Raw genomic sequence first — 22,484 nt, forward strand, 5'->3', positions numbered from 1 at the left:
CAGACGTACAAAGGAAAGCGCGGGCGGGCGAAAGGAATCGGCCACCCGCGCACAAGCGAAAGCCGGGGTGCGCGCGTCTTGAACGCACACACCCCGGCCACCGTACAACCCTCGTGTTACTTGCCGGTCTTACGAGCGACAGCGGCCTTCACCAGGCCCGCGAACAGCGGGTGCGGGCGGGTCGGACGGGAGCGCAGCTCCGGGTGGGCCTGGGTCGCGACCAGGTAGGGGTGGACGTCACGCGGGTATTCGACGTACTCGACGAGCTTGCCGTCCGGGGAGGTGCCCGAGAAGAGGATGCCCGCCTTCTTCTCCAGCTCCGCGCGGTAGGCGTTGTTCACCTCGTAGCGGTGCCGGTGGCGCTCCTCGACGTACTCCTTGCCGTCGTACACCTCGCGCACGATGGAACCCTCGGCCAGCTTCGCCGGGTACATGCCCAGGCGCATGGTGCCGCCCATGTCGCCCTCGCCGGCGACGATGTCGAGCTGCTCGGCCATCGTGGAGATGACCGGGTGGGCGGTGGCCGAGTCGAACTCGGTGGAGTTGGCGTCGGTGATGTCGGCCAGGTTGCGCGCGGCCTCGATCACGATGCACTGCAGGCCGAGGCAGAGGCCGAGCAACGGGATCTTGTTCTCGCGGGCGTAGCGGATCGCGCCGACCTTGCCGAGCACACCGCGGTCGCCGAAGCCGCCCGGGATGCAGATGCCGTCGACGTCGCCGAGCTGCGCCTTCGCGCCGGCCGGGGTCTTGCAGTCGTCCGAGGTGACCCACTTGATCTTCACGCGGGCCTTGTTGGCGAAGCCGCCCGCGCGGAGGGCCTCGGTGACCGAGAGGTAGGCGTCGGGCAGGTCGATGTACTTGCCGACCAGGGCGAGGGTGATCTCGTCCTTGGGGTTGTGGACGCGGTCGAGCAGGTCGTCCCAGGTCCGCCAGTCCACATCACGGAAGGGCAGGTCCAGCTTGCGGACGACGTAGGCGTCGAGGCCCTCGCTGTGCACGGTCTTGGGGATGTCGTAGATCGACTTGGCGTCGGGGCAGGCGACCACGGCGGACTCGTCGACGTCGCACATGAGCGAGATCTTGCGCTTGATCGCGGTGGGCACCTCGCGGTCGGAGCGCAGCACGATCGCGTCTGGCTGGATACCGATGTTCCGCAGGGCCGCAACCGAGTGCTGGGTGGGCTTCGTCTTCAGCTCTCCCGAGGGGCCGATGTACGGCAGGAGCGAAATGTGAACGACGAAGACGTTGTCCCGGCCGACCTCGTGCCGGACCTGGCGGACGGTCTCCAGGAACGGCAGCGACTCGATGTCGCCGACCGTGCCGCCGACCTCGGTGATCACGACGTCGACCTCGTCCGTCGCCATGCGGCGGATGCGATGCTTGATTTCGTTGGTGATGTGCGGGATGACCTGGACGGTGTCGCCCAGGTACTCGCCGCGCCGCTCCTTGGCGATCACCGTCGAGTAGACCTGCCCGGTGGTGACGTTGGCCGAGCCGTCCAGGTCACGGTCGAGGAAACGCTCGTAGTGGCCGATGTCCAGGTCGGTCTCGGCGCCGTCGTTGGTGACGAACACCTCACCGTGCTGGAAGGGGTTCATCGTGCCCGGGTCGACGTTGAGATACGGGTCGAGCTTCTGCATGACCACACGCAGGCCGCGCGCCTTGAGCAGCATGCCGAGGCTGGAGGCGGTGAGCCCCTTGCCGAGCGAGGAGGCGACACCCCCGGTGACGAAGATGTGCTTGGTCGTCGTGGCTGCAATGTTTCGAAAAGCAGCGGGCGTCATGGCCAAGAGGGGGCTCCCGTGGTCGCGGTCTGGAGTGCGGAGCGGCTGCCGATCCTGGAGAATTCCGGAGGGTGCCGTCGCTGCGGTTCGGGGGTTTCGTGCCCACCGGTCCACGGGCTACCAGGGTATCAGCGCCTGGACGAGATGGCTTCCGGCCACGCTCCGCACATACGTCGACACAGGCCCGCGTGGCTTACTGGCCTCTCACCCGTCGCTCACCCGATCGGCGCACTCGCGTTGCCCGGAGCGGCACACAGATCATCTACGTGCGTCGTATCCTGCTCGGACACTCGCTGCCGAGCCCGGCCGGGAAGACGGCACCACCCCCGCCCGTAACCACCGGAACAACGAAAGCTCGTCAGTTCGTTGAGCATCAAATCGTCGTTTTGCATCACAGCGGCAATGACTGTTTTGCTTCACCGCTCAACGACGCTTTACAACGACCCCCTTGACCGCACTAGCGACAGCCCCCGTTTCCTGTCGGGGGTGACGTGGCCGTTCGACTGGAGTTGCACGTGGCCGGGCGCATCGAAGACTACGCACTCATCGGAGACATGCAGACAGCCGCGCTGGTCTGCCGGGACGGCACGGTGGACTGGCTGTGCCTGCCCCGCTTCGACTCGCATGCCATCTTCGCCGGCCTGCTGGGCACCGAGGAACACGGCTTCTGGCGGCTGGGCCCCGCGCACGCGGCGGACGCGCCGCCGCCCACGGCGGCCCGGCGCAGCTACCGCGGCGACTCGCTCATCCTGGAGTCGGAGTGGGACACCCCGCGCGGCACGGTCCGCGTCACGGACTTCATGCCCCCACGTGACGGCGCCCCCCAGCTGATCCGCATCGTGGAGGGCGTCTCGGGCCGCGTCCCGATGCGCTCGGCCCTGCGGATGCGTTTCTCGTACGGCCGGGTCGTCCCGTGGGTGCACAAGCACGAGGGCCGCACGGTCGCCGTCGCGGGCCCCGACTCGGTGTGGTTCGACACCGACTGCGAGACCTACGGAAAGTCCCTGACGACGTACTCGGACTTCACGGTCGCGCCGGGCGACCGCATCGCCTTCACGATCTCCTGGGAGCCCTCGCACAAGCAGCCGCCCGCGCTGCCGGAGCCGGAGCAGGCGCTGGAGGCGACCGAGGACTTCTGGCGCGAGTGGGTCGAGCAGTGCACGTACCACGGCCCGTACCGCGAGGCCGTGGTCCGCTCGCTGATCACCCTCAAGGCCCTGACGTACGCCCCCACGGGCGGCATCGTCGCCGCGCCCACGACCTCGCTCCCGGAGGAGATCGGCGGCGTCCGCAACTGGGACTACCGCTACACCTGGCTGCGCGACGCGGCGATCACGCTCTCCTCGCTCCTGCGCACCGGCTACCGCGACGAGGCCCGCGCCTGGCGCGAGTGGCTGCTGCGGGCGGTGGCCGGCGACCCCGAGAACCTGCAGATCATGTACGGCATCGCCGGCGAGCGCGAGCTGGGCGAGGCGGAGCTGGACTGGCTGCCCGGCTACGAGAACTCGGGCCCGGTCCGGGTCGGCAACGGCGCCGCGCACCAGCTCCAGCTGGACGTGTACGGCGAGGTCACCGAGGCCCTGCACCTGGCGCACATGACGGGCCTGGCCCGCAACGACTACGCCTCCCTCCTCCAGCTGAAGCTGATCCGCTACCTGGAGGGTCACTGGGACGAGCCGGACGAGGGCATCTGGGAGGTGCGCGGCCCACGCCGGCACTTCGTGCACTCCAAGGTCATGGCCTGGGTCGCCGTCGACCGCACGATCAAGCTCATCGAGTCCGGGGACGCGGACGGCCCGCTGGAGCGCTGGCGCGAACTGCGCGACGACATCCACCGGGACGTGTGCGAGCGCGGCTACGACAAGGAGCGCAACACCTTCACGCAGTCGTACGGCTCGAAGGAGCTGGACGCGTCCCTGCTGCTCATCCCGCAGATGGGCTTCCTGCCTCCCGACGACAAGCGCGTCATCGGCACGATCGAGGCGATCCAGCGCGAGCTGTCCACGCCGGACGGCTTCATCCTGCGCTACCCGACCTCGGGCGGCGAGGAGGGCGTCGACGGGCTCCCCGGTGACGAAGGTGCCTTCCTCGCCTGCTCGTTCTGGATGGCCGACGACCTCGCGATGATCGGCCGCGTCGACGAGGCCCGCAAGCTCTTCGAGAAGCTGCTGTCGCTGCGCAACGACCTCGGTCTGCTGGCGGAGGAGTGGGACCCGCGCCTCCAGCGCCAGGTCGGCAACTTCCCGCAGGCGTTCAGCCACGTTCCGCTGATCGACACGGCGCTGCGACTGACGGCTTCGGGGGCCTACGGCGGCTGAACAGGACCGCCGGCTCGCGCCCGCCTACCCTGGAAGCGGACAATCACCCCTTTCCGGGAGGGGATGGCCATGGCTTCCCCATCGAAGGCGGGCGCGGCTCTCCACGCGCTGCGTGAGGATCTGGTCGGCGACGTGTTCGCCCCGGGGGATCCGGGGTACGACGACGCCCGGACCGTCTTCAACGCGATGATCGACAAGCGGCCCGCGGTGATCGCCCAGTGCGTGGACGAGGCCGACGTCGTACGGGCGGTGCGCTTCGGCCGTGACCTGGATCTGCCGATCGCGGTGCGCGGCGGTGGGCACAGCGTGGCGGGTTCGGCTCTGAACGACGGCGGGCTGGTCGTCGACCTGCGCCATATGCGCGCGGTCACCGTCCATCCCGGGGCCGAGGCGGTACGGATCGCGGGCGGCGCCACGATGAGCGACCTGGACCTGGCCTGCCAGCCGTACGACCTCGCCACCACCGGCGGCCGGGTCTCGACCACCGGGGTCGGCGGCTTCGTCCTGGGTGGCGGCACCGGCTGGCTGGACCGGTGCTGCGGACTCGCCGTCGACAACCTGCTCGGCGTGGAGCTGGTGACCGCCGAAGGCGCCCGGGTCCACGCGAGCGCCGACGAGAACCCGGAGCTGTTCTGGGGCCTGCACGGCGGCGGAGGGAACTTCGGCATCGCCACCGCGATCACGCTGAAGCTGCACGAACTGCCCGAGTTCGCCATTGCGATGGTGTTCTGCCTTCCGGAGTTCGGCCGTGAGGTCACCCGTACCTACCGCGACGTGATCGCCGCCGCCCCGGACGAGGCGAGCGGTGGCGTCATCTATCTCACCGGCCCGCCCGAGGAGTTCATCCCGCCGCACCTGGTCGGCACGCTGCTGAGCAGTGTGCTGCTGACGTATGCCGGCGGGGAGGCGGACATGCGCAAGGTGGCCGAGCCACTGCTCGCGCTGCCGCACGAGTCGGAGATCGTCGGGGCGATGCCGTACGCCGATGTCCAGTGCATGCTCGACGATCCGCCGGGGATGCGGAACTACTGGTCGTCGGAGTATCTGACGGGCCTGCCCGACGACTGCGTCGACGTCTACTGCGCCCGCGGGGAGTCCGTGCCCGTGCCGACGGGCACCATGCACGCGCTGTTCCCGCAGGGCGGTGCGATCGCCGGAGGCCCGCACGAGTACCCCGTGCCCTACCGCGACGCGCCGTGGGGCGCCCACCCCTTCGGGCTGTGGGAGGACCCGGCGGACGACGAGCGATGCATCCAGTGGGTGCGGGACGTGCGCGCCGACGTGCAGCCGTGGAGTACGGGAGCCGTCTATCTCAACTTCACCGGAGATGAGGGGCCGGAGCGGGTGATCGCCGGTCTGGGCGCCGAAAACTACGGGCGCCTCGCACAGCTGAAGAGGCAGTACGACCCGGACAACGTGTTCCGCTTCAACCACAACATCAGGCCGGCCTGAGGGCGTTGAAACATCAGGCCGGCCTGAGGGCGTTGAGGGTGCGTGCGCCCGTGGACGCCCTCCACCACCCGCTTGCTTGACGTGCCGAGCGCCTGCACGCGCGCGTACCCGACCGCGAACGCCCTAACCCAGCGCGTCGATCACCTCCTGCGCCGCTCGCTCCCCCTCGGTCGCGCCGCCCTCCATGAACCCCTGGAAGTCGTACGAGCAGTGCTCGCCGCCGATGTGGACGTTGCCCTGTGCGACGCCCTCGTAGCCCGCGTACCGGTGGAGATAGCCGACGGGCCAGTACGAATAGGCGCCCAGGGCATACGGGTTGAGGTGCCAGGCGGAGAGCTGGGCCGCGCCGGTCCAGGCCGCCGACGTACCCGGGAAGAAGGCGTCGATCCCGGCCAGGTACCTGGTGGCGAGGCTCTTCACATAGGGATCGCTCTCGTACGAGAACGGCGCCGCCGGCGTCAGCGACTTGGCGAGGCTGCCGCCGCCGTACTGGATGAGGATGCCGCCCGTGCCGGACTGGACCTTGGTGGTGTCCCAGGTCTGCTGGACCTCGGTGTCGGTGAAGCAGTCGCCCGCGGAGACGCCCGGCCAGGCGCCGGTGCCGAGCCAGGGGCGGCTGGTGAACTGCATGTTGAGCTTGGTGCAGTGGCCCATGCGGGCGTCGCGCAGCAGGTTGGTCATCCGGGTGTCGAACCCGGCCTGGGTGAGGTCGAGTTGCTGGAGGACCGGCAGCGGGACGCACAGGATGGTGTGGTCGGCGGTGACGGTGCGGGTGCTGCCCGACGCGTCGAAGGTGAGGGTCTGCGTGCCGTCGCTGTTGGCCTTCACCGCCTCCAGGGACCAGCCGTGCAGGATCGTGTCGTCGGGCAGGGAAGCGGCGATGGCGGTGGGGAGTTGGTCGTTGCCGCCGGTGATGTGGTAGCGCTCGTTGGACAGGCCCCAGATGTTGAACTTGCCGGGATTGGTCTGGTAGCCCATCAGCAGCACCAGGGCCAGCGCGGACTGGTCGGTGGTGTCGGCGCCGTACTCGACGTTGTAGGCGACATCGATGAAGCGACCGAGCGGCGAGTCGTGGCCGCCGGGGACGCGGGAGTCGATCCAGTCGTAAATCGACATGTTGTCGAGGGCGGTGCCGGCGTCGGTGGTCTGGTTCCAGAAGACCTCGCCGGAGGCCTGGAGGTCCGTGTGGAGGGCCTGGTAGACGTCCTTGAAGTCCTCGTCGGCCTGGTCGCGCGGGTAGTACTCCCCGTCGAACCACAGGACTTCCTCTGCTCCGTTGGGCCCGCCGCCGAGGAAGTCCTCGACAGGCAACCCGAATCGGCGACAGAGCGCGAGCATCTTCTTGTGGCTGGTGTCGATCAGCTCACCGCCGATCTCCGAGGTCTGGCCGTACGCCCAGTGGTCGCGCTGGGTGTACATCCGGCCGCCGACACGGTCCGGGTTGGCCTCGTAGACGGTGCACGCGTAGCCGGCGTCCTGGAGGGTGAGCGCGGCGGTGAGGCCGGCGATTCCGGCGCCGACGACGGCGATGCGGGGTGCGGACGCCGAGGCTGCTTTCGCGGGTGCCGCGGCCATGGTCGACGCGGTGGCGGCGAGGGCGGCGGCTCCCTTCAGGAGGGAGCGGCGTCTGACGCGCGCCTCCTCGACGCGGACGCCCAACTCCCGGGCGGCCGCGTGGTCGGCGGTGAGGTTGCGAAGGACATGCATGAGGTGCGTACGCGACACGGTGCTGCCTTTCGGAACGGTGGCTGAGCCCAAGTAGGAACTCGGCTCAGAGGGCGGTGGCGGAGGCTTCGGTGACGTCGTCGTCGGTGCGCTCGGCCGCGTCCTCCAGGACGATCCGGCCGATGACGTCGTAGCGCTCCGGCCGCTTCACCTTGAGGTAGAGGCCGAGGCCCAGGCCGCCGAAGAAGACCAGGCCGACGATCCACGGGATGGCCTTGAAGAAGAGCGAATCGGCCGCCGTACCGGCCGCGGTGTCGAGGTCGACCACCAGCAGCACCACGACCGCGATCATGCCGATGCCGCCGACGAGCGGGGCGGTGAAGGTGCGGAACCAGTGGCGGTCCTCGGGGTGGTTCCCGCGGAAGTAGCCGATGACCGCGAAGGAGCACAGGGTCTGCACGATGAGGATCGCCATCGTGCCGAGGATCGCGAGCAGCGTGTACAGGTGGATCTACGAAGGAGGCGATGTACGGCGAGCCGTGCTTCACGTGCGTGCGGCCCAGGGCGGGGTGCAGGAAGCCCTCGCGGCCGATGGCGTACAGGTAGCGGGCCGCGCACTGGTGGAAGGCCATACCGCAGGCGAACGAGCCCGTGATCAGCAGCCATTGGAAGGTGTCGACCCGCGGGCGCCAATGAAGGTATGGGCGGGGCGGAAGAGGTAGAGGGGGCTGGTGCCGGAGGAACGTGCACCTACCGGACCAGCCCATCGCCCCCGATCGTCATCCAGGAGACTTGGAGCTCTCTCCCGCCTGAGAGGGCGGGAGACTCCCGCCTGGATTGCTCCGGCGGGGTTTGACGGCGCTTGCGTCCGTCTGACGACGATCCTCCCGACCGCCGGACAGGTCAGTGACCTGCCTCGGCGATCAGCATCACGCCGAGGGCCTTCGCCGTCAGGTTGATGTCGAAGTAGGAGAGGATCGCGGTGACCAGCAACATGGCGGCCGCGTAGACGATCCAGGAGGTCGAGGCCGAGTTGGTCGTCGACGGTGGTCTTCGCGAAGTACGAGAAGACGCCCACGATGGACGCCTCGAAGACGATGTACGCCAGCACGGCGAGCATCCCGGAGGCCATGCCGGCGATCCGGCCCAGGCCGTGCGAGATATCGCCGTAGAAGGCGCCCGCGGCCGTGATCCGCTTGGCCATGGCGACGTAGCCGACGGAGAAGACCGTCAGGACGGCGGTGGCGAAGATGTAGCCGGCCGGCGCACCCGTGCCGTTGCCGAAGCCGACCGCGATGGGCAGGTTGCCGGTCATCGCGGTGATCGGCGTGGCGGTGGCCACCGCCATGAACACGACGCCCACCAGGCCTACGGAATTCGCCTTGAGTCTCTGTACCTCTCGCGTGGGATTCTCTGCCATTCCCGCCCCTTTCCCCTACTTCCCGTGCACTTCCACAACGAAATCCGAAGATCACAGATGCGTTTTCTTACGGATGCGACAGTGTGGAGGCGGAGTGACGCATGCCACAACAGGCACGCGGTCGTGCAATTCGGTGCGGGGCACGACGCATTGTCGGGTACGAGGGTCGGGTGATCGTCTCCGTAACGGGTCGGAGATGTGCCCGGAACGCGCGCGCGGGTACCGTCCGCTGCATGGACAGCCGCGTGGACAACCGTTTCGACACCCAGGGCGCCGGGATCACCGTGCAGCGGGCGCTCGAACTGCCCGGGCTGCGCAGCGGGCTCCCCGAGGTACTGGCCGGCGCCGACCGGCTGCAGCGGACCGTCCGCTGGGTCCACGCGGGCGAGGTCCCGAACATCGCCTCGCTGCTCAAGGGCGGCGAACTGCTCCTGACCACGGGATACGGGCTCGGCACCCGTCCGGCCGAACAGCGGGCGTTCGTCCGCACCCTGGCCGAGCGCGGCATCGCGGCCCTGGTGGTGGAGCTGGGCCCGCGCTTCACCCGCCTGCCCGCGGCCCTCGTCGAGACGGCACGCACGACCGGCCTCCCGCTGGTCCAACTGCACCGCGAGGTGCCCTTCGTGGCGGTGACCGAGGAGATCCACACCGAGATCGTCAACGGCCACTACGCGCTTCTCCAGCGGGCCGAGGAAGTGCACCGCCGATGTACGGAGGCCCTGCTCGGCGGCGGCGGAATCCCCCAGGTCCTCGGCATCCTGGCCGACTTCAGCGGCAACCCCATCTTCCTGGAGACGACGGACGGCCAGCTCCTGTACGCCGCCGGGGCCGGTCCCGAGGGCGCGGATCCGCTCCAGGTGTGGGAGGGGCTGCGCGGCCAGCACAAGGACGCGCCGCCGCCTGCCGGTTCGGTGCTGGTGGACGTGCCGGGGGGCGGTCCCGGGACGGGTTCGGTGCGCGCGCGTCTCGTCCTGCTCCCGGTGCGCGCGCCCCTCGCACCGGTGCACCGGATCGCCGCCGAGCGGGCCGCGGGCATCCTGGCCGTCGTGCTGATGCAGGCGCGGCAGGAGGAGGAGCTGGCGGCACGGGGGCGCGGCGACTTCCTCACCGACCTCGCCGAGGGCCGTATCGCGGCGGAGGACGCGCCCGCGCAGGCGCGCGTCCTGGGCTTCAAGCCGGGCGACAGCCCCCTGCTGCCGGTGGTCATGCGGCTGAGCGACACGCTCTCCCCCGGCGGCGGCTGGGCTGTACTGGCACGCGCGGTGGCGGAGGAGCTGGCCGCGGTGGGGGTGCCGGTCCTGTTGGGCGTACGACCGGTCGAGGGCCGCGTCCCTCTGCTGCTCGGCCTGCGTTCGGAGTCGGAGCGGTCGGCGGTCGCGGACCGTGTGGCGGCGGCACTGCGGGCGGGTGTGGAGCGGGCCGGGATGCAACGGCCCGGCGCCCAGGCCCCCGTCGTGGTGGTCGGCGTGGCCGGCGGCTGGGCGGCCGCTTCGGCGGGCCTCAGACACGCGGCGGAGACGGCGACGGCGGCACAGGGCCTGACCGACCTCCCCTGGTACGACGCCCGGCGCCTCGACATCGACCTGCTGTTGTGGCGGCTGCGCGACCACCCGGACCTCGCGGCCTTCGTGGACCGCGCCATCGGCCCGCTCCGGGACCACGACCACCGCTCCAAGCCCCCGCTGGTGCCCACGCTGGAGACCTACTTGGCGCACGCCGGGCGCAAGGCCGAGACGGCACGCGAGCTGCACCTCAACCGGCAGACCCTCTACAACCGCCTCGCCCGCATCGGCGAGTTGCTGGGCACCGACCTGGACGACCCGCAGACGGTCCTGGCGTTGAGCCTGGCGCTGCGGGCGAGGAGACTCGTGCCGTGAGGCGGGCTACGGCAACGGCCGGGGCTGCGTCAACTCGTCGTAGACGCTGAGGACTTGGGCGATGGTCTCGTCCTCGGTCGGCCAGGTGGCCGCCTGCCGGACGCCCTTGTCCCGCAGCAGGTCCCGGCGTTCGGGGTCGGCGAGAAGCGCCCCGACGGTGTCGGCGAGGGCCTCCGCGTCCCCGTACGGGACGAGTTCGGCCGCGTCGCCGACGAGCTCGGGGATGCCGCCGACGGCGGTCGCGACGAGCGGCACGCACGCGTGGAGGGCTTCCTGCGCGAACACCGAGCGGGACTCCCAACTGCTCGTCAGCAGCGCGATGTCGGCGGCGGCGAGCAGCTCGCCCACGTCGTCACGCCGCCCGATGAGCCGGACCGGCAGCCCTTCGCTCTCGATCCGCTCCTGGAGAACGGGGCGCAACGGGCCCTCCCCCGCGATCACGAGCAGGGGCACGGGATCGAGGCCGCGCCACGCGCGCGTGGCGTCCAGCAGCGTGTCGTAGCCGCGATGAGGGTCGAGCGAGCCGATGGCCATGAGCAACGGGCGGTCGGTGGCACCGAGTTCGGCCCGTACCTTGGGACGCAGCTTGTCGGGATCCTCGTGGTCGACGCTCTTGCGCTGCCCCGGCAACGAGACGGCGGCGAGCCGCGCGTCCCGGGCGCCCGTACCGCGCGCCCGGTCCACGAGGTCGGACGTCGTACCGAGCACGACGGTGGCGGCCTTCACCACCCGCCGCTCCAGCAGTCGCAGCAGATGGGCCCGCGCCCCTTCGGCGTGCGCGCGGTTGTGCCACGTGACGACCAGCGGGGTGCGCCGCCCGCTGAGCGCGAGGACGGCCCGGAAGGACGCGTGCAGCCCGTGCGCGTGCACGAGGTCGGCGTCCGCGCAGGCCGCCCGCAGCGCGGTCACGGAGGCCGGGTCGCTGCTGCGCGGCACATGGACGTGCTCGGCGCCGGCCCCGGTGAAGTCGTAGGCGCGATCGGCATCGGCAGGGGCGCAGACCGTGACCCGCACGCCCCGTGCGACAAGCCCGGAGGTCAGCGAACGCACATGTGCGCTGCTGCCGGCGTTGCCTCCGCCGAGCACCTGCACGGTGCGCAGCGGCGACTGGCCGTGCGGTGAGTGGCTGCTCACGTGGCCGGGGCTCCTGGTTCGGGTCGGGCGGTCACGAAGAAACGTACAGAAGGATCGGGCGGAGGGGTGTACCGCGCGACTTCCCTACGCGTACTGCTCCAAGGATGCCAGGCCGTACGGGTGTTCCGGCAACGCCGAGGTGAAGGACCTGGGCAACACGGCCGCGAGGGTCACTCACATGAGTGAAGAGACGGGGCGGCTCGCATACGCGTCGAGGCGAACGGGCGTACGGCGGAGCGCACTTCGGGGCGCGCGGCGATGGGGTGCCGTCAGCGTGCCGCGAACGACGACCGGGCCACCTGGCTCACCTTGTCGCCGTACACCGTCGCGGCGACGAGCGCGGCCGCGTGGGCGACCAGCCCCACCCGTCCGTTCCCCGCGACGATGGCGGCCCCCAGAGCCGCGCCCAGGGCGTGCGCCCCGGTGTCGCCGATCATCGCCCGCGCACCGGCGTCGTCGGGCAGCACGGCCGCCGCGGCGCCCATCGCGGCGGCGGACAACTCCCCCGCGACCCCGCCCCGCAGCAGCCCGGGAGCCCCGAGCGCCAGCACCGCCCCCACGGCCCTCCCCGGCCGCACATCCACAAGGTTGACGAAGTGCGCGGCCCCGGCGATGACAACCCCCGCGAGCACCTTGTCGACGACCCGCTCCTTGAGCAACGCCCCCGCGACCAGCCCAGCAGCCGAGACACCGAACAACTTGACGGCCCCGCTGGAGACTTCACCACCCTTGAGCGCCGAGAGATGCGCCCGAAACCCACTGCGCGGATCACCCGCCCCGACGACATCGTCGTAGGCACCGCAGGCGCCGGCGGCGAGAACGGCGAACCCGGCACATCCATGAACCCGCGAGACGCCAAGCGAGGCGCCCGCAGCAGCAGCGGGCCCGGCGTACAACTCGACGGTCCGCCCGGCGTGGTTCTCGCGCTCCCAGAGCTCACGTCCACCCGGCGCCTTGGCTCGCAGAACGGCCATTCCAACCCGGGTGACGGCAGTGGCGAGCCCGAACGAGCTGGTCCTACCCATCGGCCCGAGCCGTCGCCAGCAACTCCTCCGCATGCGCCCGCGCCGTCTCCGAGTCCTCCTGCCCGGCGAGCATCCGGGACAACTCCCGGATCCGCTCCTCCCCTTCGAGGACCTTCACGCCGGACCGGGTCACAGAGCCGTCGTTGGTCTTCTCGACCAGCAACTGCCGGTCGGCAAAGGCCGCCACCTGCGGCAGATGCGTAACGACAACGACCTGCGCGGTCTTGGCGAGCCGCGCCAGCCGCCGCCCGATCTCGACCGCGGCCTTGCCGCCGACGCCGGCGTCGACCTCGTCGAAGAGATAGGTCGGCACGGGATCGGTCCCCGCGAACACGACCTCGACCGCGAGCATCACGCGCGACAGCTCACCACCGGACGCGCCCTTGGCGATGGGCCGCGGCGGAGCACCGGGGTGCGGCGCCAGCAGCAGTTCGACCTCGTCGACGCCCGACGGCCCATACGCGACCGTACGCCCGCCGACCTCGACGCCCTCCGGGTCCTCGGTCTGCCGGATCTCGAACGACACGCGCGCGTGCGGCATGGCGAGCGAGGCGAGCTCGGCGGTCACGGCGGCGGCGAACCGCGCGGCGGCCTCCACGCGCGCGTCCGTCAACGCCTGTGCCAGCCCGCTCAGTTCGCCCCGCAGCCCGTCCCGCTCAGCGGTCAGCTCGCCGATCCGCTCGTCGTCACCGTCGAGTTCGGTGAGCCGCGAAGCCCCCTGCTCGGCCCAGGCAATCACCGAGTCGATGTCCTGGCCGTACTTCCGCGTCAGCGCGTTGAGCGCGGCCCGGCGTTCCTCGACGGCGGCCAGCCGCAGCGGATCGGCGTCCAGGTCGTCGGCGTACCCCGCCAGTTCCCCGGCCACATCTCCCAGCAGGATCCCGATCTCGCCGATCCGGTCGGCGAGCGCGGCCAGCGCCGGGTCGTGCGACCGTACGGCCTCCAGCGCCCGCTGGGCCCCCGCGACGAGCATCGCGGCGTCGACGCCCTCCGGGTCCTCGGGGTTGCCCGCGAGGGCGGCGTGCGCGACCGTGGCGGCGGACGCCAGCGCCTCCGCGTGCCCGAGCCGCTCGGCCTCCTCGGCCAGTTCCACGTCCTCACCGGCCCGCGGCTCTACGCCGGCGACCTCGTCGAGCCCGTACCGCAGCATGTCGGCTTCCTGGGCCCGCTCACGCGCGCGTGTGGTGATCTCGTCGAGCTCGTTGGAGATCGCCCGCAGCCGCCGGTAGGCCTCCGCGTACTTGGCGAGCGCCCCCGCGACGGCGTCCCCCGCGTACCGGTCGAGCGCCTGCCGCTGCCGGGACAGCTTCAGCAACCCCTGCTGGTCGGTCTGCCCGTGCACGGCGACGAGTTCGTCGGCCAGCTCGGCAAGCAGCCCCACCGGCACGGACCGCCCGCCCAGATGCGCCCGGGACCGCCCCTCGGCGGAAACGGTACGGCTGATGAGCAACGTACCCTCGTCGAGCTCCGCCCCGGCCTCCTCGGCCCGCACGATGGCGGAAGCGCCCGCGGGCACGGCGATCCGCCCCTCCACGACCGCGTTCTTGGCCCCGATCCGCACGAGCGCCGGGTCCGCCCGCCCACCGAGCAGCAGCCCCAGGCTGGTGACCACCATGGTCTTGCCCGCACCCGTCTCACCCGTGACAGCGGTGAACCCGGGCGACAGCTCGACGACTGCGTCGTCGATGACCCCGAGCGACCGTATCCGCATCTCTTCCAGCACGGTGAAGACCTTACGAGGTAAGGGCAGCCAAGTGCGAGGCACCCTGTCACCCAGGGGAGTGGACCCACCTGAAGGGGCGCGGGGAACTGCGCGACAAGCCACGAAATACCCGCACTCGCCGAAGCTCCCCAGCCCCCCACAGCCGGCTAGTGAGGCGCCCCCCGCCACCCGGAAACCGGCAACGCGAACTTCGCGACCAACCGGTCGGTGAACGAAGCATGATGCAGCCGAGCCAACCGCACAGGCACAGCCCCCCGCCGAACCTCGACCCGAGCCCCCGGCGGCAACTCCACAGTCCGCCGCCCGTCACACCACAAAACCCCGGGCGGAATATGAGGCAGAACCTCAACGGCAAGCACAGAGTTCGGCGAAGTGACCAATGGCTTCGCGAACAACGCATGCGCACTGATCGGCACCATCAGCAACGCCTCCACCTCGGGCCACACCACAGGCCCCCCGGCGGAAAACGCGTACGCGGTCGACCCGGTGGGCGTGGACAGCACGATCCCGTCACACCCGAACCCGGTAACCGGCCGCCCATCGATCTCCAGCACGACCTCAAGCAGCTTCTCGGCGCCGGCCTTCTGCACGGCCGCCTCGTTCAGCGCCCAGTCGGTATGCACGATGTCCCCGTTGCGATGCACGACGACATCGACGGTCATCCGCTCCTCGACCTCGTACGCCTTCGTCACCACCCGGTCGACGACCTTGTCGAGATCATCCCGCTCGGCCTCGGCAAGGAACCCGACCCGCCCGAGGTTGACGCCCAGCATCGGCACCCCGGACGCACGGGCGAACTCGGCGCCCCGAAGCAGCGTCCCGTCACCGCCAAGGACGATGAGCAGCTCACACCCGTCGAGACACTGCGGAGTGGCCTCCTTGACCAGCTCCACGCTCTCGGGCAGCGGCAGATCCGCGGCCTCGGCCTCCAGCACACGCACACCGATGCCGGACTTCAGCAGCCCCTTCACCACGAGTTCGGCGCTGCGAATGGCCGCAGGCCGCCCGGTGTGGGCCAGCAGGAAAACAGTACGAGCTCGGTTCTGTGTCAACGCGGCCCCTCCGCCACTGCACGGTCAACGTCGGCCGGATCCAACTCGGGTGCGCCGGCCCGCATCCACAGAAAGTACTCGACATTCCCGGAGGGCCCGGGCAACGGACTGGCGGTGACCCCGTTCACCCCGAGCCCGAGTTCGGCGGCCCGCCGGGCGACACCCCGTACGGCGTCGGCCCGCAGCTCGGGACTGCGCACGACGCCCCCGCTGCCCAACCGCTCCTTCCCCACCTCGAACTGCGGCTTGACCATCATCACCAGATCGGCGTCCGGCTTCACGCACCGCACCAGGGCGGGCAGCACCAGCCCGAGCGGGATGAAGGACAGATCCCCCACGACTAGATCCACAGGCTCCCCATCGATCGCTTCAAGCGTCAACTCGCGTACGTTCGTACGGTCCTTGACGGTGACGCGTTCATCGCTTTGGAGAGACCAGGCGAGTTGCCCGTATCCGACGTCGACGGCGACGACCTGCGCGGCCCCCGCCCGCAGCAGTACATCGGTGAATCCGCCGGTCGAAGCACCCGCGTCCAGCGCCCGCCGCCCCTCGACGACGAGCCCTTGCGGCACGAAGACCTCCAGCGCGCCCGCCAGCTTGTGCCCGCCCCGCGACACGTACTCGGGGTCGCCGTCGTCGACCTGGACCACGATCGCCGCGGCGGTCTCCACCTGCGTGGCGGGCTTGGTCGCGACGGTCTTGCCGACGCTGACCCGCCCGGCGGCGATCAGCTGACTGGCGTGCTCCCGCGACCGCGCGAGCTTCCGGCGGACCAGCTCGGCGTCGAGACGGCGGCGTGCCACTCCTGCCACGTTCGGTTCAGCTCCTATTGCCATACGTCGAAGGGGGCGCCGGAGGTCCCGGGCGGGCGTCGAGCGCGGTGAGCGCGTCGCGCAGCCCCCGGTGTACATCCTCGTACACCTCGACGTGTCCGTCCGTGGCGAGGTGGTCGGCATCGCCGAGGCGCTCCAGCTGCGCGTCGACGTCGGCGTTGCCGGTCGCGGTGCGGTGCACGTTCAGCGGGGCGGGGGCGGCGGGGTCGTACTCGGGCGCGGCCGAGAGCCGAACCGTGGGCTCGGCCTCCATGGCTTCCTCCGGAATCGCCGCTTCCGGAATCGCTGCCTCCGCCTCCGGCAATGAGTCGCTCATGCCCCGACGCTACCCCGAAGCGTTGGGGTAGCGTCGATCGAGATGGCGACGATTGAGGAGTGCCGCAGCGCACTCGACAAGCTCTCGGACAACATGCAGCGCGCTGAAGGGGACGTCCGCACGGCGGCGGCCCTGGACCGCTCGGTCAGCTGCCGTATCACCGACCTGGACGTGACGTTCGTGGGCCGCATGACCGGCGGCCGGATCGTGGTGCACGAAACCCTGCAGGGCCCACCGCCCGAGAAGGCCCAGATCAGGCTGACGATGGCCGGCGACGACCTGGTGGCCCTGGTCGACGGCGAACTGAACTTCGCGAAGGCGTGGGGCTCGGGCCGGATCAAGCTGGAGGCGGGCCTGCGCGACCTCTTCCAGCTCAGGAAGCTTCTGTAGCGGCGACCTTCGCTGTCGTACGTGCCTTGCGCGCGGCCGGGACCACCAGCGGCGTCCCCGTCTCCGGGTCGTCGATGACCTGGCAGCGCAGCCCGAAGACGTCCTCGACCAGTTCGGCGGTGACGATGTCGTTCGGCGCGCCCTCGGCGATGATCGCGCCGTCGCGCAGGGCGATGAGGTGGGTGGCGTACCGGGCGGCGTGATTGAGGTCGTGGAGTACGGCGACCAGGGTGCGCCCCTGCTCCTCGTGCAGCTCGGCGCAGAGGTCGAGGACGTCGATCTGGTGCTGTATGTCGAGGTAGGTGGTCGGCTCGTCGAGCAGGAGCAGCGGTGTCTGCTGGGCGAGGGCCATCGCGATCCACACGCGCTGGCGCTGGCCGCCGGACAGTTCGTCGACATAGCGATCGGCGAGCTCGGCGACTCCGGTCTGGGCCATCGACTCCTGCACGACCCGCTCGTCCTCGGACGACCACTGGCGCAGGATTCCCTGGTGCGGATAGCGGCCGCGGCCGACGAGGTCGGCGACGGTGATCCCGTCGGGCGCGATGGACGACTGCGGCAGCAGGCCGAGCGTGCGGGCGACCTTCTTCGCGGGCATCGACTGGATGACCTGCCCGTCGAGCAGCACCCGGCCCACGTTCGGCTTCAGCATCCGCGACAGGGCGCGCAGCAGCGTGGACTTGCCGCACGCGTTGGGGCCGACGATGACCGTGAAGGAGTTGTCGGGTATCTCCACCGACAGCTGTTCGGCGATGACGCGCTGGTCGTAGGCGAGGGTGACGTTCTCGGCGGACAGGCGGTTCACTGTGCTCCTTTGGGTGTTCTCGTTCGCTGAGCCGCGTGTCGTGGGCCCGTTTCCGTTCTCGGCGCTCATATCCGGCCCGCCTTTCGCTCGGTGACCAGCAGCCACAGCAGATAGACGCCGCCGAGCACTCCGGTGACCACGCCGACGGGCAGTTGGTCGGCGCCGAACACCCACTGCGAGATCCAGTCGGCGGTGACCAGCAGCGCGGCCCCCATGCACAGGGAGGGCAGCAGGTTCGGTCCGGGTGAGCGGGTCAGGCGCCGGGCGAGCTGCGGCGCGGTGAGCGCCACGAAGCTGACGGGTCCGGCGGCGGCGGTGGCGGCCGCGGTGAGCAGCACGGCGGACCCCAACAGCAGCAGCCGTACGCGCTCGACGCGCACCCCGAGGGCGTACGAGACGTCGTCGCCCATCTCCATCATCCGCAGCCCGCGCGCGTTCACGAGGACGAGCGGGACCAGGACGCAGCACAGCAGGAGCAGCGGCCAGACCTGATCCCAGTCGCGGCCGCTCAGCGAGCCGGTCATCCACACGACCGCGCGGGCCGCGTCGACGAGGTCGGCCTTGGTGAGCAGATAGCCGTTGACCGCCGTGACGATCGCGGAGACGCCGATACCGACCAGAACCAGTCGATAGCCGTGCACGCCCTGCTTCCAGGCGAGCAGATAGATGGCGAGCCCGGTCGCCAGACCGCCCACGAGGGCTCCGACGGTGACCGCCTCCGCGTCCCCGGAGAACAGCACGATCACCACGAGCGCCCCGGCGGTGGCGCCCTGTCCGAGGCCGAGCACGTCCGGGCTGCCCAGCGGATTGCGGGAGACGGACTGGAACAGCGCGCCGCCGAGTCCGAGGGAGGCGCCGACCAGCAGCCCGACCAGGACCCGCGGCAGCCGCAGTTCGTTGACGATGAACTCCTGGCCCGCGTCGCCGTTCCCGACCAGCGTCTTCAGCACGTCGGCGGCCGGGATCGGGAAGTCCCCGGTGCCGATCAGCACGACGCTCGCGGTCAGTGCGGCGAGCACCAGCAGGGCGACGACGGTGAAGGCACGGACGTCCAGCCGGACGGAGAGTCCGCCCGGGGTCCGTAGGGCGCGGTTGGCACGGTGGGTCCGGTCGGTGTTCACAGCTGGGCCGTCCTACGCCGTCTTACGAGAAAGATGAAGACCGGGCCGCCGATGATCGCGGTGACGATGCCGACCTGGAGCTCCGAGGGCCGGGCGACGATCCGTCCGATGACGTCGGCGCCGAGCAGCAGCACGGGCGACAGGATCGTCGCGTACGGCAGGATCCAGCGCAGGTCGGGCCCGGTGAAGGACCGTACGACGTGCGGGACCATCAGGCCGACGAACACGATCGGCCCGCAGGCGGCGGTCGCGGCGCCGCACAGCACGGTCGCGGCGAGCATGGACAGCGCCCGGGTGCGGTTCAGGTGGGCGCCGAGGGCCTTGGCGGTGTCGTCGCCCATGGCCATCGCGTTGAGCGGCCGGGCGAGGGCGAGCGCAAGGACGGTGCCGACCGCGAGGAACGGGAGCACCTGCTTGATGGTCGAGTCGGTCGCCGAGGCCAGTGAACCGACCGTCCAGAAGCGCATCTTGCCGAGCGCCGCGTCATCCATGATCATCACGGCCTGGAGATAGCCGTACAGCGCGGCACTGATCGCGGTGCCGGCGAGCGCGAGCCGGACCGGTGTGGCACCCCGGCTCCCGCCGAGGAACCAGACCAGCGCACCGACCGCGGCCGCGCCGACGAAGGCGAACCAGACATAGCCGCTCAGCGTGGTGACGCCGAAGAAGGTGATGGCGGTGACGACCGCGGCGGACGCGCCGGCGTTGATGCCGAGCAGCCCGGGATCGGCCAGCGGATTACGCGTGAGCGCCTGGAGGACGGCCCCGGACAGACCGAGCGCGGCGCCTGCCAGCAGCCCGAGGGCGGTACGGGACAGCCGCTCACCGACGACGACATCGCCGTAGGTCCCCGTGTCCTGAAACAGGCCGTGCCAGACCTGGTCCATGGACAGCGCCTTCGCGCCGATCGCGATGCTCGCCAGGGCGACGAGCATCAGGATCCCGACGGAGGCGAGGAGCCCAAAGGCACGTATCGCCCGACGGGTTGGGGGCGCGGGGGCGGTCTCCGCGCGCTGCTCGGGAGGACTGTCAACCAACACGGAGTTAGGTTAGCCTACCCTCCCATTTTGTCTCGATCCCGTGTCATGGGTGGATACGGGTTCACAGGTTCACCGCCCGGTACGGGTGCCGCCTTCCAACACGCGCGCGTCGCCTCAGAGCCCCAGCCGCGCCAGCGCCTTCCCCCCGTCCAGCTCGCAGGAGCCGTCCCCGGCCGCCGTCCAGGCCGCCGCGCACAGGGCGCGCAGCCCGTCCAACGCCTCACCCTCACCGTCCAGTTCAAGCCGCTCAACACCGGCTGTCGCCGTCCAGCCACCGCACCGGAAGCCGTCCCCGTGCCCGGTGACCTCCGGCTGCCCCGTGAGCATTCCGCGCAGATCGGCGTCGACATAGGTCGGCCGGTGCTGCGGGGGCGCGGCGAGGAGCTGGGCGCCGTCGGTCACTCCGGTGAGGACGAGCAGCGAGTCGACCTCGCCGTTGAACGCGCCCTCGATGTCCGTGTCCAGCCGGTCTCCGACCACCAGCGGCCGCTTCGCCCCGGTCCGCAGGATCGTCTCCCGGTGCATCGGCGGTAGCGGCTTGCCCGCCACCTGCGGCTCGGCTCCGGTGGCTATCCGGACGACCTCCACCGCCGCGCCGTTGCCGGGCGCGATCCCGCGCGCGCTCGGAATCGTCAGATCGGTGTTGGACGCGAACCACGGCACCCCGCGCGCGATGGCGTAACAGGCCTCCGCGAAACGCCCCCACGGCAGGTCGGGCCCGCCGAACCCCTGCACGACCGCCGCCGGATCGTCATCGGCCGACTCGACGGGTTCGAGCCCGCGCTCCCGCAGGGCGACCCGCAGCCCCTCCCCGCCGATCACCAGCACGCGCGCGCCCGCGGGCACCTGCTCGGCGATGAGCCTGGCGGCAGCCTGCGCGGAGGTGATGACGTCGGACGCTCCGGTCGGAATCCCCAGCTCGGTGAGGTGGTTCGCCACGGCGTCGGGCGTCCGCAGCGCGTTGTTGGTCACGTACGCGAGATGCATCCCGCCCGCGCGGGCCGTGGCGAGCGAATCGACCGCGTGCACGATCGCGTTCCCACCCGCGTACACCACCCCGTCCAGGTCGAGCAGTGCCGTGTCATACGCCTCGCTCAGGGCCCGACCACTGCCCTCGGGCCTTGTCCTGACGCTCTGGCTCATTCCACATCGCTCCTCGCTCGATCCCTTTCACCGATCATCGCTCATGCCACTGACACACGTACGATGCCGGGATGAACTCAGCAGGTCACTCGGAAGCGAAGGCGCACCGAGGCCTGGAACTCACCCCGTTCCGAGGCCTGCGCTACGACCCCGACCGGGTCGGCAGCCTCGCCTCCGTGACATCTCCGCCGTACGACGTCGTCGTACGCCCCGACGGCGTGTACCAGCTCCAGTCCGCCGACCCGCACAACATCGTCCGCCTGATCCTCCCGCAGGCCATCACCTCCGACGCCCGCAACGAACAGGCCGCCGAGACCCTGCACCGCTGGCTGGCCGAGGGAGTCCTGACCACCGATTCCGAGCCGGGCCTGTACGTCTACGAGCAACGCGACGGCAACGGCATGCTGCAACGCGGCATCATCGGCGCCCTGCGCGTGTCCGAACCGTCGGAGCAGGTGGTCCTGCCCCACGAGGACGTCATGCCGCATGTCGTGGCGGACCGCGCGGCCCTGATGCGCGCCACGCGCGCGAACCTGGAGCCCCTGCTCCTCACCTACCGCGGCGAAGGCTCCACGACCGCCACGGTCATCGAGCGCACCGCCGAAAGCGCCCCCCTGCTCTCGACGACCACGGAGGACGGCTTCAGCCACCGCCTGTGGTCGGTCACCGACCCCACCGACCTCAAAAAGATCCAGTCGGACCTGGCCCACCACCAGGCCCTCATCGCCGACGGCCACCACCGCTGGGCGACGTATCTGCGTCTACGCGCGGAGCACGCCTCCCCCAGTCCCTGGGACTACGGCCTGGTCCTCCTGGTGGACACGGTCCGCTACCCCCTGCGCGTGCGTGCGATCCACCGACTCCTGCACGGCCTCCCGGTCACCGACGCGCTGACGGCCCTCGACGGCCTCTTCCGCATACGCCGCCTCGAAACGCCCCTGCCACAGGCCCTGGAGACGCTCGCCGACGCGGCCTGCGCGGGCAACGCCTTCCTCCTCGCCGGCGACGGCGCCTTCCACCTCGTCGACCGCCCCGCCCCGGACCTCCTCGCCCGCACGATCCCCGCCGACCACCCGGCCGCCTGGCGCACCCTGGACGCGACGGTCCTGCACGCAACGCTCCTCGACCACGTCTGGCGCATCCCCGAGGACTCCCCGGCCCATATCGCCTACATCCACGACACGGAGGCCACGGTCGAGAAGGCGGAACGCGACGGCGGTACGGCCGTCCTGATGCACCCGGTCCGCGAGGAGGTCGTCCGCGAACTGGCCCGCCAGGGCGTCACCATGCCCCGCAAGTCGACGTCGTTCGGCCCCAAGCCGGCGTCGGGCCTGGTGCTGCGGGCGCTGGAACTCTGAGCAGAGCGCCGAGGCAAGGCGGAAACAG

At 70.7% G+C, this 22,484-nt stretch carries 17 protein-coding genes and 1 pseudogene; 5 read left to right on the plus strand and 13 right to left on the minus strand.

Features of this window, described 5'->3' with window-relative positions; genetic code table 11:
• Positions 1-116: 116 nt before the first annotated feature.
• A complete protein-coding gene (pyrG, locus tag AC5DRG_RS12110; RefSeq protein ID WP_491813018.1) occupies positions 117-1,784 on the minus strand; it encodes a CTP synthase in 1,668 nt (555 codons plus the stop codon).
• Positions 1,785-2,299: 515 nt separating this feature from the next.
• Here pyrG and AC5DRG_RS12115 point away from each other — a divergent pair.
• Together AC5DRG_RS12115 and AC5DRG_RS12120 are read left to right on the plus strand one after the other, a co-directional pair.
• Positions 2,300-4,102: a glycoside hydrolase family 15 protein gene (locus AC5DRG_RS12115; protein ID WP_491813019.1), complete on the plus strand. Its 1,803-nt coding sequence runs from the start codon at positions 2,300-2,302 to the stop codon at positions 4,100-4,102.
• A 69-nt stretch (positions 4,103-4,171) separates the two neighbouring features.
• Entirely contained in the window at positions 4,172-5,554 is a 1,383-nt protein-coding gene (locus tag AC5DRG_RS12120; protein WP_491810075.1) for an FAD-binding protein, read from the plus strand.
• A 123-nt stretch (positions 5,555-5,677) separates the two neighbouring features.
• On the opposite strand, the gene AC5DRG_RS12125 is transcribed toward AC5DRG_RS12120, so the two are convergent.
• Positions 5,678-7,279, minus strand: coding sequence for a flavin monoamine oxidase family protein (locus tag AC5DRG_RS12125; protein ID WP_491810077.1), 1,602 nt, complete (start codon positions 7,277-7,279; stop codon positions 5,678-5,680).
• 46 nt (positions 7,280-7,325) lie between these two features.
• Positions 7,326-8,639 (minus strand): annotated as a pseudogene (locus AC5DRG_RS12130) (APC family permease).
• Positions 8,640-8,872: 233 nt separating this feature from the next.
• Between AC5DRG_RS12130 and AC5DRG_RS12135 the strand changes: the two are divergent.
• Entirely contained in the window at positions 8,873-10,516 is a 1,644-nt protein-coding gene (locus tag AC5DRG_RS12135; protein ID WP_491810079.1) for a PucR family transcriptional regulator, read from the plus strand.
• A gap of 6 nt (positions 10,517-10,522) precedes the next feature.
• Here AC5DRG_RS12135 and AC5DRG_RS12140 read toward each other — a convergent pair whose 3' ends face one another.
• The 6 genes from AC5DRG_RS12140 to AC5DRG_RS12165 all read right to left on the minus strand — a co-directional run bounded on the left by AC5DRG_RS12140 (position 10,523) and on the right by AC5DRG_RS12165 (position 16,599).
• Complete coding sequence (locus AC5DRG_RS12140; RefSeq protein WP_491810081.1) at positions 10,523-11,650, minus strand: glycosyltransferase family 4 protein; 1,128 nt, start codon at positions 11,648-11,650, stop codon at positions 10,523-10,525.
• A 269-nt stretch (positions 11,651-11,919) separates the two neighbouring features.
• The gene (locus AC5DRG_RS12145) at positions 11,920-12,624 is read right to left on the minus strand and encodes a hypothetical protein (RefSeq protein ID WP_491810083.1); all 705 of its coding nucleotides are present in this window, start codon (positions 12,622-12,624) and stop codon (positions 11,920-11,922) included.
• Positions 12,625-12,667: 43 nt separating this feature from the next.
• The gene (gene recN / locus AC5DRG_RS12150) at positions 12,668-14,386 is read right to left on the minus strand and encodes a DNA repair protein RecN (RefSeq protein WP_491813021.1); all 1,719 of its coding nucleotides are present in this window, start codon (positions 14,384-14,386) and stop codon (positions 12,668-12,670) included.
• A 158-nt stretch (positions 14,387-14,544) separates the two neighbouring features.
• Positions 14,545-15,450 carry an NAD kinase gene (locus AC5DRG_RS12155; RefSeq protein WP_491810084.1) on the minus strand — a complete coding sequence of 302 codons (906 nt, stop codon included), beginning with the start codon at positions 15,448-15,450 and terminating at the stop codon, positions 14,545-14,547.
• Positions 15,447-16,262, minus strand: a complete 816-nt coding sequence (locus tag AC5DRG_RS12160; RefSeq protein WP_491810086.1) for a TlyA family RNA methyltransferase — start codon at positions 16,260-16,262, stop codon at positions 15,447-15,449. Before AC5DRG_RS12160 ends, AC5DRG_RS12155 begins: the two co-directional genes overlap by 4 nt.
• 7 nt (positions 16,263-16,269) lie before the next feature.
• The gene (locus tag AC5DRG_RS12165; RefSeq protein WP_491810088.1) at positions 16,270-16,599 is read right to left on the minus strand and encodes a hypothetical protein; all 330 of its coding nucleotides are present in this window, start codon (positions 16,597-16,599) and stop codon (positions 16,270-16,272) included.
• A gap of 42 nt (positions 16,600-16,641) precedes the next feature.
• On the opposite strand from AC5DRG_RS12165, the gene AC5DRG_RS12170 reads away from it, so the two are divergent.
• On the plus strand, positions 16,642-16,989 hold the full coding sequence (locus AC5DRG_RS12170) for an SCP2 sterol-binding domain-containing protein (RefSeq protein WP_491810089.1): 348 nt from the start codon (positions 16,642-16,644) through the stop codon (positions 16,987-16,989).
• Here the strand turns inward: AC5DRG_RS12170 and AC5DRG_RS12175 are convergent.
• The 4 genes from AC5DRG_RS12175 to AC5DRG_RS12190 all read right to left on the minus strand — a co-directional run bounded on the left by AC5DRG_RS12175 (position 16,973) and on the right by AC5DRG_RS12190 (position 21,098).
• Complete coding sequence (locus tag AC5DRG_RS12175; RefSeq protein WP_491810090.1) at positions 16,973-17,863, minus strand: ABC transporter ATP-binding protein; 891 nt, start codon at positions 17,861-17,863, stop codon at positions 16,973-16,975. The genes AC5DRG_RS12170 and AC5DRG_RS12175 overlap by 17 nt on opposite strands.
• The gene (locus tag AC5DRG_RS12180; protein WP_491810091.1) at positions 17,860-18,915 is read right to left on the minus strand and encodes a FecCD family ABC transporter permease; all 1,056 of its coding nucleotides are present in this window, start codon (positions 18,913-18,915) and stop codon (positions 17,860-17,862) included. The genes AC5DRG_RS12175 and AC5DRG_RS12180 overlap by 4 nt, the downstream gene beginning before the upstream one ends.
• Positions 18,912-19,955 (minus strand): FecCD family ABC transporter permease, encoded by a 1,044-nt coding sequence (locus AC5DRG_RS12185; protein ID WP_491810093.1) that lies wholly within the window; start codon positions 19,953-19,955, stop codon positions 18,912-18,914. The genes AC5DRG_RS12180 and AC5DRG_RS12185 overlap by 4 nt, the downstream gene beginning before the upstream one ends.
• Positions 19,956-20,069: 114 nt before the next feature.
• Positions 20,070-21,098, minus strand: coding sequence for an HAD hydrolase-like protein (locus tag AC5DRG_RS12190; protein WP_491810095.1), 1,029 nt, complete (start codon positions 21,096-21,098; stop codon positions 20,070-20,072).
• 71 nt (positions 21,099-21,169) lie between these two features.
• Between AC5DRG_RS12190 and AC5DRG_RS12195 the strand changes: the two genes are divergently transcribed.
• A complete protein-coding gene (locus tag AC5DRG_RS12195; RefSeq protein ID WP_491810097.1) occupies positions 21,170-22,456 on the plus strand; it encodes a DUF1015 domain-containing protein in 1,287 nt (428 codons plus the stop codon).
• Positions 22,457-22,484: the final 28 nt, after the last annotated feature.

It is taken from the genome of Streptomyces sp. JLBG701 (assembly GCF_058544905.1).